16 protein-coding genes are annotated in these 14,471 nt (G+C 62.4%); 12 read left to right on the top strand and 4 right to left on the bottom strand.

Annotated features, from left to right (window positions below):
* Positions 1–345 precede the first annotated feature (345 nt).
* Positions 346–1,542, top strand: a complete 1,197-nt coding sequence (locus tag AC19YR_RS07485) for an MFS transporter (RefSeq protein ID WP_500597797.1) — start codon at positions 346–348, stop codon at positions 1,540–1,542.
* A 12-nt stretch (positions 1,543–1,554) separates the two neighbouring features.
* Here AC19YR_RS07485 and AC19YR_RS07480 read toward each other — a convergent pair whose 3' ends face one another.
* Together AC19YR_RS07480 and AC19YR_RS07475 are read right to left on the bottom strand one after the other, a co-directional pair.
* On the bottom strand, positions 1,555–2,592 hold the full coding sequence (locus tag AC19YR_RS07480) for an alpha/beta hydrolase family protein (RefSeq protein ID WP_500597795.1): 1,038 nt from the start codon (positions 2,590–2,592) through the stop codon (positions 1,555–1,557).
* Between the two features lie 135 nt (positions 2,593–2,727).
* Positions 2,728–3,339, bottom strand: a complete 612-nt coding sequence (locus tag AC19YR_RS07475) for an FMN-dependent NADH-azoreductase (RefSeq protein ID WP_095108217.1) — start codon at positions 3,337–3,339, stop codon at positions 2,728–2,730.
* Positions 3,340–3,468: 129 nt separating this feature from the next.
* Between AC19YR_RS07475 and AC19YR_RS07470 the strand changes: the two genes are divergently transcribed.
* Positions 3,469–4,377, top strand: a complete 909-nt coding sequence (locus tag AC19YR_RS07470) for a LysR substrate-binding domain-containing protein (protein ID WP_500597793.1) — start codon at positions 3,469–3,471, stop codon at positions 4,375–4,377.
* Entirely contained in the window at positions 4,374–4,724 is a 351-nt protein-coding gene (locus tag AC19YR_RS07465; protein WP_500597791.1) for an MmcQ/YjbR family DNA-binding protein, read from the top strand. Before AC19YR_RS07470 ends, AC19YR_RS07465 begins: the two co-directional genes overlap by 4 nt.
* Here the strand turns inward: AC19YR_RS07465 and AC19YR_RS07460 are convergent.
* A complete protein-coding gene (locus AC19YR_RS07460; RefSeq protein ID WP_500597789.1) occupies positions 4,721–5,119 on the bottom strand; it encodes a DUF1294 domain-containing protein in 399 nt (132 codons plus the stop codon). The genes AC19YR_RS07465 and AC19YR_RS07460 overlap by 4 nt on opposite strands.
* Positions 5,116–5,946 carry an undecaprenyl-diphosphate phosphatase gene (locus AC19YR_RS07455; RefSeq protein WP_095108213.1) on the bottom strand — a complete coding sequence of 277 codons (831 nt, stop codon included), beginning with the start codon at positions 5,944–5,946 and terminating at the stop codon, positions 5,116–5,118. The genes AC19YR_RS07460 and AC19YR_RS07455 overlap by 4 nt, the downstream gene beginning before the upstream one ends.
* 279 nt (positions 5,947–6,225) lie before the next feature.
* Between AC19YR_RS07455 and AC19YR_RS07450 the strand changes: the two genes are divergently transcribed.
* From AC19YR_RS07450 to fapF, 9 genes are all read left to right on the top strand, one after another.
* Positions 6,226–7,860, top strand: a complete 1,635-nt coding sequence (locus tag AC19YR_RS07450) for a methyl-accepting chemotaxis protein (RefSeq protein WP_095108212.1) — start codon at positions 6,226–6,228, stop codon at positions 7,858–7,860.
* Between the two features lie 182 nt (positions 7,861–8,042).
* Positions 8,043–8,606: a nicotinamide riboside transporter PnuC gene (gene pnuC / locus AC19YR_RS07445; protein ID WP_095108211.1), complete on the top strand. Its 564-nt coding sequence runs from the start codon at positions 8,043–8,045 to the stop codon at positions 8,604–8,606.
* Positions 8,603–9,139: an AAA family ATPase gene (locus AC19YR_RS07440; protein ID WP_500597787.1), complete on the top strand. Its 537-nt coding sequence runs from the start codon at positions 8,603–8,605 to the stop codon at positions 9,137–9,139. The genes pnuC and AC19YR_RS07440 overlap by 4 nt, the downstream gene beginning before the upstream one ends.
* Positions 9,140–9,466: 327 nt before the next feature.
* Positions 9,467–9,919, top strand: coding sequence for a functional amyloid chaperone FapA (gene fapA / locus AC19YR_RS07435; protein ID WP_095108209.1), 453 nt, complete (start codon positions 9,467–9,469; stop codon positions 9,917–9,919).
* Positions 9,920–9,921: 2 nt separating this feature from the next.
* Positions 9,922–10,500, top strand: a complete 579-nt coding sequence (gene fapB / locus AC19YR_RS07430; RefSeq protein WP_095108208.1) for a fibril amyloid subunit FapB — start codon at positions 9,922–9,924, stop codon at positions 10,498–10,500.
* Between the two features lie 64 nt (positions 10,501–10,564).
* A complete protein-coding gene (fapC, locus tag AC19YR_RS07425; RefSeq protein ID WP_500597785.1) occupies positions 10,565–11,536 on the top strand; it encodes an amyloid-like fimbrin subunit FapC in 972 nt (323 codons plus the stop codon).
* A 65-nt stretch (positions 11,537–11,601) separates the two neighbouring features.
* Positions 11,602–12,294 carry a fibril amyloid maturation endopeptidase FapD gene (gene fapD / locus AC19YR_RS07420; protein ID WP_095108206.1) on the top strand — a complete coding sequence of 231 codons (693 nt, stop codon included), beginning with the start codon at positions 11,602–11,604 and terminating at the stop codon, positions 12,292–12,294.
* A gap of 46 nt (positions 12,295–12,340) precedes the next feature.
* On the top strand, positions 12,341–13,099 hold the full coding sequence (gene fapE, locus AC19YR_RS07415; RefSeq protein ID WP_500597783.1) for a fibril amyloid subunit FapE: 759 nt from the start codon (positions 12,341–12,343) through the stop codon (positions 13,097–13,099).
* Between the two features lie 46 nt (positions 13,100–13,145).
* The gene (gene fapF, locus AC19YR_RS07410; protein ID WP_095108204.1) at positions 13,146–14,450 is read left to right on the top strand and encodes a fibril amyloid transporter FapF; all 1,305 of its coding nucleotides are present in this window, start codon (positions 13,146–13,148) and stop codon (positions 14,448–14,450) included.
* The last annotated feature ends 21 nt before the right edge of the window (positions 14,451–14,471 follow it).

Genomic DNA, 14,471 nt, shown 5'->3' with positions numbered 1-14,471 from the left:
TCCACTGTGTGCGAGCCCGCTCGCGATGGGCTGCCGACGGGCCCATACATCTGTGTTGGCAGATAGGCCGCCATCGCGGGCAGGCCCACGCCCACCGTGGAACGCTGGTGTGGGTGGGGTTTTCATTTTCCTCTGTGGGAGCGAGCCCGCTCGCGATGGCGGCGCTGAGTGGCGGTGACGAGTGGTAGGGTCAGGCAGTTGCTCCCACAAAGAGGTGATGCCAAAGCAACATCCGGCCTAAAGAAGGGTTTTGTGCCAACCCTGCGGCTGAATTGTTAGCCTGCTTTCCTTTACCCCATCGCGCCCCCAGAATGAGTGAATCCGCCCACCCGCGAACGAGTTCCCATGACTGCACAGCCCACGCCACCGCTCGGCTCCATGGCCGTCACCGTGCACATCCTGTCGATCGTTTTCTATACCTTCATTGCTTTTTTGTGCATCGGCCTGCCGATTGCCGTGCTCCCGGGCTATGTCCATGAGCAGTTGGGTTTCAGCGCGGTGGTGGCCGGCTTGACCATTGGCGCGCAGTACCTGGCCACCCTGCTCAGCCGGCCCATGGCCGGGCGGGTGTCAGACAGCATCGGCACCAAGCGCGCTATCGTTTATGGCCTGGGCGGCATCGCCGCCAGTGGCGTGCTGACCTGGCTGTCCGCGTTGCTGCAAGGCTGGCCGCTGTTGAGTCTGCTGGTGCTGTTGGGCGGGCGCCTGTTGCTGGGCATCGCCCAGGGGCTGATCGGGGTGGGCACCATCAGTTGGTGCATGGGCCAGGTGGGCGTCGAGCATACCGCACGCTCGATTTCCTGGAACGGCATCGCCTCCTACGGCGCCATCGCCATCGGCGCGCCGCTGGGGGTGGTGATGGTGGCGCAACTGGGCTTCGCCAGCCTGGGCATTGCCCTGACGGCCCTGGCCCTGTTGGCCCTGCTGCTGATCCGCAACAAGCCCTCGGTGCCGGTGCTGGGGGGCGAACGCATGCCGTTCTGGGCGGTGTTCGGGCGTATCGCGCCTTATGGCGCCAGCCTGTGCCTGGCGTCCATCGGCTACGGCACCCTCACCACGTTTATCACCCTGTACTACGCCGACCTGGGCTGGCGCGGCGCCGCGTGGTGCCTGACGGTGTTCGGGGTGTGCTTCATCCTCTCGCGCCTGCTGTTTATCTCCAGCATCCAGCGCTTTGGCGGGTATGCGGCGGCGATTGCCTGCATGGGCATCGAAACCCTCGGCCTGGTGTTGCTGTGGCTGGCGCCTTCGACCGGGTTTGCCCTGCTGGGCGCGGGGTTGGCGGGGTTTGGCCTGTCGCTGGTGTACCCGGCGCTGGGAGTGGAAGCCATCGCCCAGGTGCCCAGCACCAGCCGTGGCGCGGGGCTGAGCGCCTATGCGGTGTTCTTTGACCTGGCCCTGGCCATTGCCGGGCCTGTGATGGGCGCGGTGGCGTTGAACCTGGGGTATTCGTGGATATTCTTCTGCGCGGCGTTGCTGTCGGTGTCAGGCCTGGGCCTGACCTTGCTGCTCAAACGCCGCGCCTTGTCGATGCTGATGTAGTAAGCGGGCTTGCTACGGCAGCTCGTGGTGGGCGCTGGCCTGGCCCGGTTTACCCAACACATGGGCAAAAAAACGCCCGGCCTCTCCAATCAAGGTGCGGTGGATGTTGTTGCGATCCACCCCATCGGCGTCGATGCACAGCGCCGGCATGGCGCGCTGCTGTTGCGCCGTGCAGGGGGCCATGAAAACAAAATGCCCGGCCCCGGGCAGCAGTTTGAAATCCGGCGCCGACGGCAATTTGCGCGCCAGGGCGGCGGCGTTTTTGTCGTAAGCCACTAGGTTGTCGCCGTCGCCGCTGTACAGCAGCACCGGCACATGCACCTCGGCCAAGCTGTGGCGGCCGAATTTCAGGCTCAACGGCGCCATCAACAGCAACGCCCCCACCCTTGGATCGGCCACCACTTGCAGGTCGTCGCGGTCGGCGATCAACTCGCCTTGGGTGCTGCAGGCGTCAAGGTCGTTGGGCCGTAGCGCGCAGTAACGGCGTAAGCGCTGCAGGTCCGGTGTGGCACCGGAGAGGATCAGCGCCGTCTCGCCCCCCGCCGAATAGCCAATCACCCCCACCTGCCGCGCGCTGACCGACGCCGCCAGCAGCGAATCGTCGAGGGTGGCGCTGATGGCGCGGGAAATCTGCAACGGCCGCCCGTAGAGGTTGCTCAGGGTGCCCGAACGGCTGTGATCTTCGGCGTTGTCGCCGGGGTGGAACACCGCTACCACCACGAACCCCTGGCGCGCCAGGGCGGTGGCCAGGTCATGCAGGGCCAGCGGCGTGCCCGTGTTGCCGTGGGACAGCATGAGCAGCGGGAAACGCCCCGGGGCGAGGCGCACGTCCTGGCTGGCCAGCAACGGGTAGCCCTCCACTTCACTGATTTGCTGCAACGCCGTGGAGGGGTAGAAGGCAATCGCACGCATCGGTTGCTGGTCCAGCGGGTCGAGAAAACTCATCCAGTGATAACCCACACTCCAGCGCGGCTGCCCACCGGCCACCGCGTGCACCGGCGCCAGGCCAGCCCAGAGAAAAATCAGCCACAACGCACCCAAACGTGCCATGCAAAGCCCTGTCGATATGGTTGAAGGCATCGCCGCCGGGTTTAAGCACAACCCGCGCCAAGCCTTTAGCGCAAGCATAAAAAAACTCCGCAAGCGGCGCCGCTTACGGAGTCTAGTGGCTGTTGGCCGTGGCGATCAGGCAGCGGCGAACAATTGTTCATCGATGTGCGCCTGGGCATCGCCCATGGCTTTGCCGCGCACGTCCTCACCGTAGCCCAGGCCATGGGCGCGAACGAACTCGACGTCGGTGATGCCCATGAAGCCGAGCATGACTTTGAGGTAATCCTCATGGCCGACACCCGTGGCCTGGCCCACGTGCAGGCCACCGGAGGTGGACACCACGATCACCTTCTTGTTGCCGCATAGGCCTTCGGGGCCGGCTTCGGTGTAGCGAAAAGTCTGGCCGGCGACGGCGATGCGGTCGATCCAGGCCTTGAGTTGGGTGGGAATGGTGAAGTTGTACATCGGTGCGGCGATCACCACGGCGTCGGCGGCGAGGAACTCGGCCAGGGTCGAGGCGCTGAGCTGGGCTTCGTGCTGCTGGGCGGCGTCACGCAGTTCGGCGCTGGTGCCGGCGGCGACCAGGGTGGCAGCACTGAAGTGGCTGATGGCGTCGCTCGCCAGGTCGCGGTAGGTGACGGCCAGGCCAGGCTCGGCGGCTTGCCAGGCGTGTACCACGCTGCGGCTCAACTGACGGGAGGCCGAGTTGTCGCCCAGAATGCTCGAATCGATATGCAGAAGTTTCATGTGGGATCTCCAAGTGAGGACCGCGACAGGGCGATCAAGTGGGGACAATCCTACAGGTGAATCCAATCACCTATTAGGCGGTAATAATGCGATTATTCGTCCCACTGACAGGACAATGAGCCCACCCCCATGCAAGACCTTAATGATCTCTACTATTTCGCCAAGGTGGTGGAGGCCGGTGGCTTCGCTGCCGCCGGGCGTTTGCTGGGCATTCCCAAGTCGCGCCTGTCGCGGCGTATCGCCGAGTTGGAAGAGCGCTTGGGCGCACGCCTGCTGCAACGCACCACTCGCAGCCTCAAGCTGACGGCCGTGGGCGAACGCTACCTGCGCCATTGCCAGGCGATGCTGCTGGAGGCGGAGATGGCCGACGAGGCGGTGGCGAGCATGTCCAGCGAGCCCCGTGGGCGGTTGCGCATGTCGTGCCCGGTGGGCCTGGCCCATGAGTTCCTGCCGGGGGTGATCGGCAGCTTTCTTGAACGCTACCCCCAGGTGCAACTGGACGTGATGCTGGTCAACCGCCGCGTGGACCTGGTCAGCGAAGGCATAGACGTAGCCTTGCGGGTGCGCGAGTTGGGCGATGAAGACCCGCTGCTGGTAACCCGTCGCCTGCGCCAGGCGCAAATGGTGATGGTGGCCAGCCCGGCGTTTTTGCAAGAGCGCCAAATCGAACGCCCCGACGACCTGAAAAGCGTCCCGGTGCTCGGCGCCCTGGAAAGCGATCGCCTGGTCCACCTGCGCATGCTCGACCAGCAAGGCCACGCCACCGAGCTGAGCCTGGAAGCCCGCCTGGGCATCGATGACTTTGTGGTGCGCAAGGCCTGCACCCTGGCGGGCCTTGGGTTCACCCTGCTACCGATGATGTACTGCGAGCAGGAGCTGCAAAGTGGCCAACTGGTGCAACTGCTGCCCGATTGGTCACTGCCCGGCGGCTGGTTGCTGGCGGTGTACCCTCACCGCCGCGGGTTGTTGCCAGCCGTGCGCGCATGGATCGATCATCTGGCCCATTCATTCAATGCCTGTGGGGATCGCCTGTTATGAAGATGAACGAAGCCGATGTGGCAGCCTTCTGCCTGGCCTTGCCCGGCGCCCGGGAAGACTACAAATGGGGCGGTGTGCGGGTGTTTTCGGTGGCGGGCAGCAAGATGTTTGCCCTGCAGAACCTACGCGGCGATTCCCTGGCATTCAAGGTGGACAAGGATCTGTTCCTGGGCCACGTCGACCGCCCGGGCATCGGCCCCGCGCCGTATCTGGCGCGGGCGCAGTGGATCATCATGCAAACCCCCTACCCGCTGGGCGCCGAAGAACTGCAAGGCTTGCTGCGACGCTCCCACCAGTTGGTGGTGAGCAAACTGCCCAAGCGCACCCAGGTCGGCCTGTTGCTCTAGAAAATCGAAAACAGGGTGGCGCCGAGGAACAGGCGATCGATCCAAAACACCTGGTGCGCCAGCACGATCAGCCAGAACACCAGTTGGTAGGAGACTTTGCGGGTTTTGTGGCGCAGTAACTGCTGGGCCAGCAAGGCGCCGGGCCAGCCGCCCGCCAGTTCCACCGCGTGCAGGACGTTTTCCGGCACGCGCCACTGCCCGGCGCGGGCCATACGTTTATCGCGCCAATAGAGCAAGAACGCCAACAGGCTGACCGCCCCGTAGGCCACCAATGGGATCGGTGACACCCCGCGCAACCACAAGGCCAGCGAGCCACCCAATGGCAACGCAACCAGCAGCACAAACACCAGAACCTTGAGGCGCGGGTATTGCAGTGCGCCGTTCGGCGCCTTCATGGCTGGGCCGCCGTCCAGTCCACCCAGGCGAACTGCCAGGTGGCCAGGATCAGCAAGCCGAACACGATGCGATACCAGGCAAACGCCGCGTAGCTGTGGTTAGCGATGAAGCGCAGCAGGCCCTTGACCGCAATCATGGCGAAGATGAAAGCGGTGACGAAGCCAATGGCGAACACCGGCAGGTCGGCGGGTTGGAACAAGTCGCGGTACTTGTAGCCCGAATACACCGCTGCCCCGACCATGGTCGGCATGGCGAGAAAAAACGAGAACTCGGTGGCGGTTTTGCGCGACAGGCCAAACAGCAAGCCACCGATGATGGTCGAGCCCGAGCGCGAGGTGCCGGGAATCATCGCCAGGCACTGGGCGAAACCGACCTTGAGGGCATCCTTCCAAGTGATGTCGTCGACGCTGTGGGCGTGCACCTCGTGCTCGCGGCGCTCGGCCCAGAGCATCACCACACCGCCCACCACCAGGGCGGCAGCCACGGTCACGGGGTTGAACAGGTATTCATGGATCAGGTCGGCAAAGACCACCCCCAGCACCACCGCCGGTAGAAAGGCGATCAGCAGGTTGGCGGTAAAGCGCCGTGCGTTCGGCTGGGTGGGCAGGCCCACGACCACGTCGAGGATCTTGCGCCGAAACTCCCAGACCACCGCCAGGATCGCCCCTAGCTGGATGATGATGTTGAAGGCCATGGCCCGCTCACCGCCGAAATCGAGGAGGTCGGCAACAATGATCTGGTGTCCCGTACTGGAAATGGGCAAAAACTCCGTCAGCCCTTCTACAACTCCAAGAATCAATGCCGATGCGGCGGTCCAAAAATCCATCAAGCCCCCGTGAAGCAATGCCCCTGGCATGCCCCGTCAATAATTTTTATGCGTTCACTGCGACAACATAGCGCGTACTGGCGCGCGCCTGAGATCCGTAGAATCGGGAAAAATTCCCTGAGCGCTGTTCAGGTTTGCCCAACGCGGCCGAAATCCTAGCAGACATACCGGTTTGGCGCTGTCGCGTTAGTAGACTTGGGTAGGGTTGGTGCCATTGGCCAAAGCATGCTTGGATGGCTTGGCCTTAATGACAAGAACAAGAATCTGGAGTGACCGGTAATGAATAGCTTACGCAGTGTGTCGATCAGCCGCCGCTTGTGGCTGATCCTGGTGGTGTCTGTGTTGATGCTATTGACCTTGGGCATGTTGATGCTCAATCAGATCCACAGCGACCTGTACCAGGCCAAGGCCGAGAAAACCCGCCATGTGGTGGAGACCGCCAATGGCGTGCTCACCTACTACCACGGCCTGGAAACCGCCGGCACCCTGAGCCGCGAAGCCGCCCAGCAACAAGCCCTGAACGCCGTGCGCGGGCTGCGCTACAACCAGGACGACTACTTCTGGATCAACGACCTCAAGCCCGTCATGGTCATGCACCCGGCCAACCCGAAGCTCGAAGGCAAGGAACTGTCCGGCATCAAAGACCCGGACGGCTTTGCGCTGTTCAACGCCATGGTCGCCATCGCCCAGGAAAAAGGTGCCGGCACCGTGGACTACCGCTGGCCGAAACCGGGGGCCGAGGCACCGGTGCAAAAAACCTCCTACGTGCAACTGTTCCAGCCCTGGGGCTGGATCATCGGCTCGGGGGTATATATCGACGATATTCAGGCCCAGTTCTATGAGCAGGTCTGGAAAGCCTCGCTGATTGGCATCGTGATCGCGCTGGTGATGGCGCTGCTGGTGATCCTGATTGCCCGCAGCATCGTGCAGCCGTTGCAGGAAGCTGTGCACGCCATGGCCAACATCGCCAGCGGCGAAAGCGACCTGACCCGCAGCCTCGACACCCACGGCCAGGACGAAGTCACCCAACTGGCCCGTCACTTCAACACCTTCACCGCCAAGCTGCGCCAAGTGGTGGGCCAGCTGCAGCTCTCGGCCAGCGCCCTGGGCCAGTCGTCTACGGATCTGGGCAACAACGCCAGCCAGGCCCAGGAACGTAGCCAGCAGCAGTCCCAGCAAATGGAACTGGTGGCCACCGCCATCAATGAAGTCACCTACGGCGTGCAGGACGTGGCGAAAAACGCCGAGCACGCCGCCAGCGAAATGCGCGATGCACAGGTCCAGGCCCAGCAGGGCCAGGTCAATATCGACAGCAGCCTGCAACAGATCGACCAGTTGTCCAGCACCATCGACCAAGCCGTGGAGGTGATCCGCACCCTGTCGGCCGAAAGCACCCAGATCGGCAGCGTGCTGGAGGTGATCCGCTCGATCGCCGAGCAGACCAACCTGCTGGCGCTGAACGCTGCCATCGAGGCCGCCCGCGCCGGCGAGCAAGGCCGCGGCTTTGCCGTGGTGGCAGACGAGGTGCGGCTGCTGGCCCAGCGCACGCAGAAGTCCACGGCGGAAATCCAGGCAATGATCGAACGCCTGCAAAACCATTCCGAAGCCGCCGTGCGGGTGATCGGTGACAGCAGCCGTGCCTCGCAGTTGACTATCGAGCAAGCCGGCCTGGCCGGCGCCAGCCTGAGCGCCATCGGCCAGGCCCTGCAAAACCTCAACGGCCTCAACGCCTCCATCGCCAGCGCCACCCTGCAACAAGCCCATGTGGTCGAAGACATCAACCAGAACGTCACCCAGGCCGCCGGGCTGTCCCAAAGCACCGCCCTGGCTGCCGAACAATCGAGCCTAGCCAGCGTTCACCTCAAGGAATTGAGCGAACAGCTCAACGCCCTGCTGCGCCAGTTCAAGGTCTGACCTTCCCTCCCGGCCCGCTGCTGCTGTTGTAGCAAGCGGGCTTGCCCGCGCTCGGGCGCGTAGCGGCCGTAAAAATCTTCCGGGCACACCACCGTCGGGGCGCACTGCGCACCCCAGCGCGGGCACGCCCGCTTGCTACGGGGTACAATCCCGGCCCTCTTCGTGCTCTGCAAGGAAATGCCATGTCCGGGTTAGAACTGTTTGCCGCAACGCTCGGCGTGATAGCCGTGTGGCTGACAGTCAAGCAAAACCCCTGGTGCTGGCCCATCGGCCTGGTGATGGTGCTGCTTTACAGCTGGATTTTCTTCGAGGTCAAACTCTATTCCGACATGCTCTTGCAGGTGATCTACGCCGCGTTGCAGCTCTACGGCTGGTGGCAGTGGACCCGTGCCGGCGAGCGCCACAGCGGCCGCCAGGTCACCCGGCTCAACACCCAGGCCGTGGCGCAGGGCCTGGCCATCGGCGCAGTCGGCAGCCTCGCGCTGGGCGGCGCCATGGCCCATTGGACCGACGCCGCGCAACCCTGGTTGGACGCGGCCCTCACCGGGTTCAGCCTGGTGGCACAGATGTGGATGGCGCAGAAACGCCTGCAATGCTGGGCCTTGTGGATTGTGGTGGACGTGATCTTCGTCGCGCTGTTCGTCTATAAGGGCCTGTACCTCACCGCCGCCCTCTATGCCCTGTTCACCCTGATTGCCGTGCAGGGCTGGCGCCAATGGCGCGCCGACCCGGCGTTGCAGCCATGAAAGTGCTGGTGTTGAGCGGCCCGGAATCCAGCGGCAAGAGCTGGTTGGCCGAAGGCATCCAGCAGCGTTTTGGCGGTGTGCTGGTGGGCGAGTATGTGCGCCACTTCATGGAGCAAACCCAGCGCGACACCTGCCTGGCCGACATCCCGGCCATCGCCCGCGGGCAGTTGGCCTGGGAAGACCAGGCCCGCGCCCAGGCCCCGCAATTGTTGATTCTCGACACCCACCTGCTGAGCAACCAGCTCTGGAGCCTGGCCCTGTTCGGCGACTGCCCGGGGTGGATCGAGGAAGCACTACTGGCACGCCATTACGACCTGCACCTGCTGCTCTCTCCCGAAGGCGTGGCTTGGACGGGCGATGGCCTGCGCTGCCAGCCCGACCTGGCGCAACGCCAGGCCTTTTTCGATGCCAGCCACGCCTGGCTGCAACAGCACCAGCGGCGGTTCGAAGTCGTCACTGGCGATTGGACGGCGCGACGTGAGCAAGCCTTCGCCGCCGTGGAGCGCCTGCTCGCCACCCCGAACCAGGGCTGAAAAGCCTGCAAAATCCCCGAAACTGTCCATTCCTGATACACCCTTGCGCGCCGAACGCCACCCCCGCCAGCGGCACGCGCCTTTAATGGGGCAACTGTCACGCGGCTGATACAGCCCTGCCCAAAGGCCCGGTCTAGAGCGTTTTCACCACATCCAGCGGTTCTCGGCCCTCACGCCTGTCTCAGCGTTGATACAGGCTCGCTCGCGCTGTTCTCCGGCGCCGAGCTAACCCTTTGATTTAAAAACACAAACAAAAAGCGGCACGGCTTCTGCTCTACACCTTCGCAACGCTGACAAGGCCAGCGCATTGAAAGAAGGAATGCCGACATGGGCAACAACAATAAGCGCTTGAACCGCCTCCTGCTGACAGGCTGTGTCCTCAGCGCGATGTATTGCCTGCCCGTGGTGGCGGCCGGTGACGGCACTATTGTGCTCACGCGCCCTGTTGACCCCATTGCTGCCGGCCGCAAGCCGCTGGCGCCCAACCCCAACCCCACCACCGTCAACGCCAACCCCTCGCAACAGGTCTTGAGGGCTACGGGGGAGCTGAGCGATGGCGATTTCGCCGGGGTCAGCAGCGGCCAGCGCATCCAGCAGACCGTTAACAACACCGCCCCCACCCACATGCCCGGCCTCAACGTGGTGACCAACCCCAATGGCCTGCCCGGCATGGGCGCCAGCGCTGGCAGCGGTGCCGGTGCGCGGATCTCCGGCACCATCAACCGGGCCATGGAAACCGGCATGCGCCCCCTGATGAACCTAGGTGGCAAGGGGAACTGATGATGAAACTCACTGTAATGGCAATCGCCCTGCTCGCCAGCACCAGCGCCCTGGCCGACTCCGCCGTAGCGGTGGTCAACCAGGCCCGGATCGATAATTCCGGCGCGGCCTATCGCGGCAACCTGATGGTCAACCAGGCCGCCGGCGATCAACAGCAGCAAGTCAACAGCCGGGCCATTGCCATAGGCAAAGACGCCAAAGCCGTCAACAGCCTGCAGCAGAGCATCAATACCGCCGCCAACCGTTCGATGAACGCCAGCAGCGACATCAGCGGCAACTCATTCATCAACGGCAACGGTGCACTGGGCGTCAACCAGTCCGCCGGGGCCAATAACCAAATGATTAACGCCTTGCGGGTCAGCATCAGTGCCCAACCGCAAAGCGTCGATGACAGCGCCCTGTCGCAACAGAACGTGGCGCTGCTACCAGTCTCGGGAGCAACTGGCACACCCACCGGCAGCCGCCAGGTCACCACCAGTGACCAGGCCTTCACCGGCAGCCGTGGCGTGATTCAGGTGAACCAGAGCGCGGGTGTGGGGAACCGCATGGCCAACACCCTGAGCATCCGGGTCGCTGATTGACCCAACCGCAGTGCACTTGGCAAGTCGCAACACTTAACCAATTCAATAGGCACGGAGAAACACCATGAAACCTACAACCGCTCTGAAACCACTGGTTTTCGCCTTGGCTGCAGTGATGGCTATGGCTGCTCAGGCTGACAGCGACAAAAAACACCCGCACAAACCACAAGGGCCAACCTGGCAGGACCAACTGCAAATCGGCGCCGGCGCTACCGCCATTTCCGCCGACACGCAGAACAGTGAAGACAACTATGTGAACAATCAGGCCACCAAAAACAATGCCAAGTCTGACAACTCATTCAACAGCAACAGCGGCAACGTAGGCGGCAACAACGCAGCCGGCGACGGCAACCAACAAGCCAACAACGCAGCCATCGCCACCGCTGACGAAGCCTTTGTGTTCGGTAGCGCCAACGCCCTGGCATTGGCGAGCCAGAACAACGTCAACAACTACGTGAAAAACGCCTCGACCCAAAACCGTGCGCAAGTTGACAACAGCGTTAACAGCAACTCCGGCAACATCGGCTTCAACAACGCGGCCGGCAACTTCAACCAACAGAAAAACGACCTGGCGATCGCTGTGTCCGGCGGCCGCGTGGCCAACGCGGTTTCAGGCGCATCGCAAAACAGCACCGACCTGGGTGTCAACAACAAAGCCGATCGTGAAAACAAAGTGGTCAGCCTCAGTGGCGGTGCCATCGCCGGTGGTTCCTACAAAGGCACCATCAAAGGCACCATCAAAGACGACAAAGGTGGCTACTACGACGACAAAGGTGGTAGCGGCAGCGGTGGCAACAAAGGCCAGAAAGTTGACCTCGTAGAACAAGGCAACTTCTTGCTGGGCGCGGTATGGACCCAACAAGTGCTGGTCAAAGACGGCTGGAAAAACCCTGTAGTCAACAACGCTACCACCACCGGTTCGGTGAACAGCAACTCCGGCAACGTGGGCTACAACAACGCCGCTGGCGTGGGTAACCAACAAGTCAACTCGCTGGCCATTTCGACCACTTGCGGAGGTTGCGCTGGCGCCAACTAACGTCAGTAAACCCAAAAGCCCCGGCAACGGGGCTTTCCCATTCCTCTTAGCAAGGCGTATCGACCATGCGAATTGCCGCTCTCGCCGTTCTGTTGGGCCTGACCGGGTTGGCCTCGGCGCAGTGCCAGGCGGCCTCCATGGCCATTGCCGCCCTTCCTGGCGGCACCTTGGTTTACAAGCAAGTGCAAAGCGTGCGTGAGCGTAAATTCGTCGACCTGGTGGAACAAAAAACCGATTTCAGTTGCGGCGCCGCCGCACTGGCCACGGTGCTGCGCCAGAGCTACTGGCTGGATGTCGATGAAAACCAGGTGATCGAGGGCATGTTGGCCAACGCTGACCATGACCTGGTGCGCACACAAGGGTTTTCCATGCTGGACATGAAGCTCTACGTGGAAAGCATCGGCATGCGTGCGCGGGGGTATCGGATACCGGCGGACAAGCTGCAGGACATCTCCATTCCCGTGGTGGTGTTGGTGGATATCCGCGGCTACAAGCACTTCGTGGTACTGCAACGCACGGAAAAGGACTGGGTTTACATCGGCGACCCCGTCCTGGGCCATAAACGCTACACCCATGAAGATTTCGTCAAAGGCTGGAACGGCATCGTGTTCGCCATCATCGGCCCCGGTTATGACAAAGCCAACGCCCTGCTCACGCCACCGCTGCCGGTCACGGCCAAAAACAAGCTCGACGGTTTCAACCCGGTCAAAGATGCAGAACTACTGGACTTTGGTTTCATTCAAAGCGACTTCTTCTAAACGCCACTTTAGATAAAGGAGCAGGACGCTCCGGGAGCAGCAGCACATGAAAACTCCATACTGGCTGGCGACCGCTTGTCTGGTTGCCGTACTTTCCCTTCCCGCACTGGCCAGTTCGGGATTCAAACCCATCGAGATCAAGGATGCGGAACTCTCGGAACTTCGCGGCCGTTATGTGATGCCGGGGCGGATCATCAGCTTCGGTATTGTCATGAGTACTACATGGCGCAACGCCACTGGCGACGTGATTGGCGCCGCCACGTCCATGCAAGTTCAGCAATCGACCATCAAGCCGCAGTTTTACGTCTCCACCATCAATGAACCCGGCAAGGGCGGCGGTACGCCCGGCAACCCGGGCACGGGCAACATCATCGGCGGCGCGGGCCTGGGCAGCGGCCAGGGCGTAACCCAGAGCGTGCGGGCCGCGGGGGATGGCAACACGGCCTATAACAACGTCAGCATCGACGTCAGCGAAGCCAACCAGGCCCCGGCCCTGGCGCCCAACCAGGGCGTGCTGCTGACCGGCGACAACGCCGTCACCGCCAGCAATGGCGCCGGCAGCATCGCGGTGTCCAACAACGGCGGCGGCATCCAGATGGCCATCCAGGCCAGCAACAACCAGGGCAGCACCCTGCAACAAGTAGCTCAAGGCGGCCTGTTGCAAAACACCCGGCTACTGGGCAGTAGCAACCTGGTCAATAACCTCACTCAACTCAACGTAGTACTCAATAACAACGGCCCTAGCGCCGGCGCACTGGATTGCAACTTGAGCCAACTCGTTGGCCTACGCAACTTGGGATATTGAACTACGCTGCTTCTCGACCATTGGGTTTAAAGGGACGGCTTAATTCATGTACCGATCATCGACGCTGCGCGCTGTTGTGTGTCTGAGCACTCTGTTTCCTTCGGCCTTATTGCAAGCGGCGCCCGATGCGGACATAGAGGCATTGAAACAAGAACTTATAGCGTTGAAACAACGCTACGAAGTTCAACAAAAAGCGTTGGCGGTACTTGAACAACGAGTCCGCCAAGTGGAAGACCAACCGGCGACACCGGCGCCCAAACGCCTGGCCAAATCCCCCGCCGATATGCGCGGCAACCAGGTCGCGGGCACCGGTGCCGCAGCCGCCTCGGGAGGGGCGGCCGGTGGCGCGGGCGCAACCTCCTACGGCCAGTCCTTGCAGGACGATTCGGCACCGGCCCAGAGCGTCTCCAACCTGTATGACGAGGCCAGCGGCTTCTTTGGCGGCGGCAGTTTCAGCCTCGAAACTGGCATGACCTATTCGCGCTACGACACGCGCCAGTTGATCCTCAACGGCTTCCTGGCCCTGGATTCGATCTTCCTGGGCAACATCAACCTGGACCGGATCAAGGCCGACAACTGGACCTTCGACGTCACCGGGCGCTACAACTTCAACAACCGTTGGCAGTTCGACCTGAACGTGCCGGTGGTCTATCGCGAATCCACTTATCAATCCGGCGGCGCGCAAAACGGCGCAGCGGGCGTGACCAGCGAAAAATCCATCACCCGCGACCCGACCATCGGCGATGTCAACTTCGGCGTGGCGTACAAGTTCATGGACGAGTCGGTAAACACCCCCGACGCGGTCGTCACCCTGCGGGTCAAGGCGCCCACCGGCAAGGAGCCGTTCGGCATCAAGCTGCGCCAGGTAAGCAACAACACCAACCTGTTCGTACCGGATGAGTTGCCCACCGGCAACGGTGTGTGGTCGATCACCCCGGGCATTTCCCTGGTCAAGACCTTCGACCCGGCCGTGCTGTTCGGCAGCCTGTCGTACACCCACAACCTGGAGCAGGATTTCGACGACATCAGCTCCTCACCCAGCATCAAGACCCCTGGCAGCGTACGCCTGGGCGACAGCTTCCAGATCGGCGCCGGTATTGCTTTTGCATTGAACGAGAAAATGAGTATGTCGTTTTCGGTGTCCGACCTGATCCAGAAAAAGAGCAAGCTCAAGTCCGATGGTGGCGACTGGCAATCGGTGGTGTCCAGCGATGCCAACGCCGGCTACTTCAACGTCGGCATGACCGTGGCCGCCACCGACAACCTGACCATTGTGCCCAACCTGTCCATCGGCCTGACCGACGACGCCCCGGATTTCACCTTCAGCCTGAAATTCCCCTACTACTTCTAAGCCATGCCAAAAGGCCCGCCG

This window comes from Pseudomonas sp. MF08817 (assembly GCF_059862705.1).
Note: the sequence above shows the minus strand (reverse complement) of the source record. Positions and strands in the feature narration are given on the sequence as shown.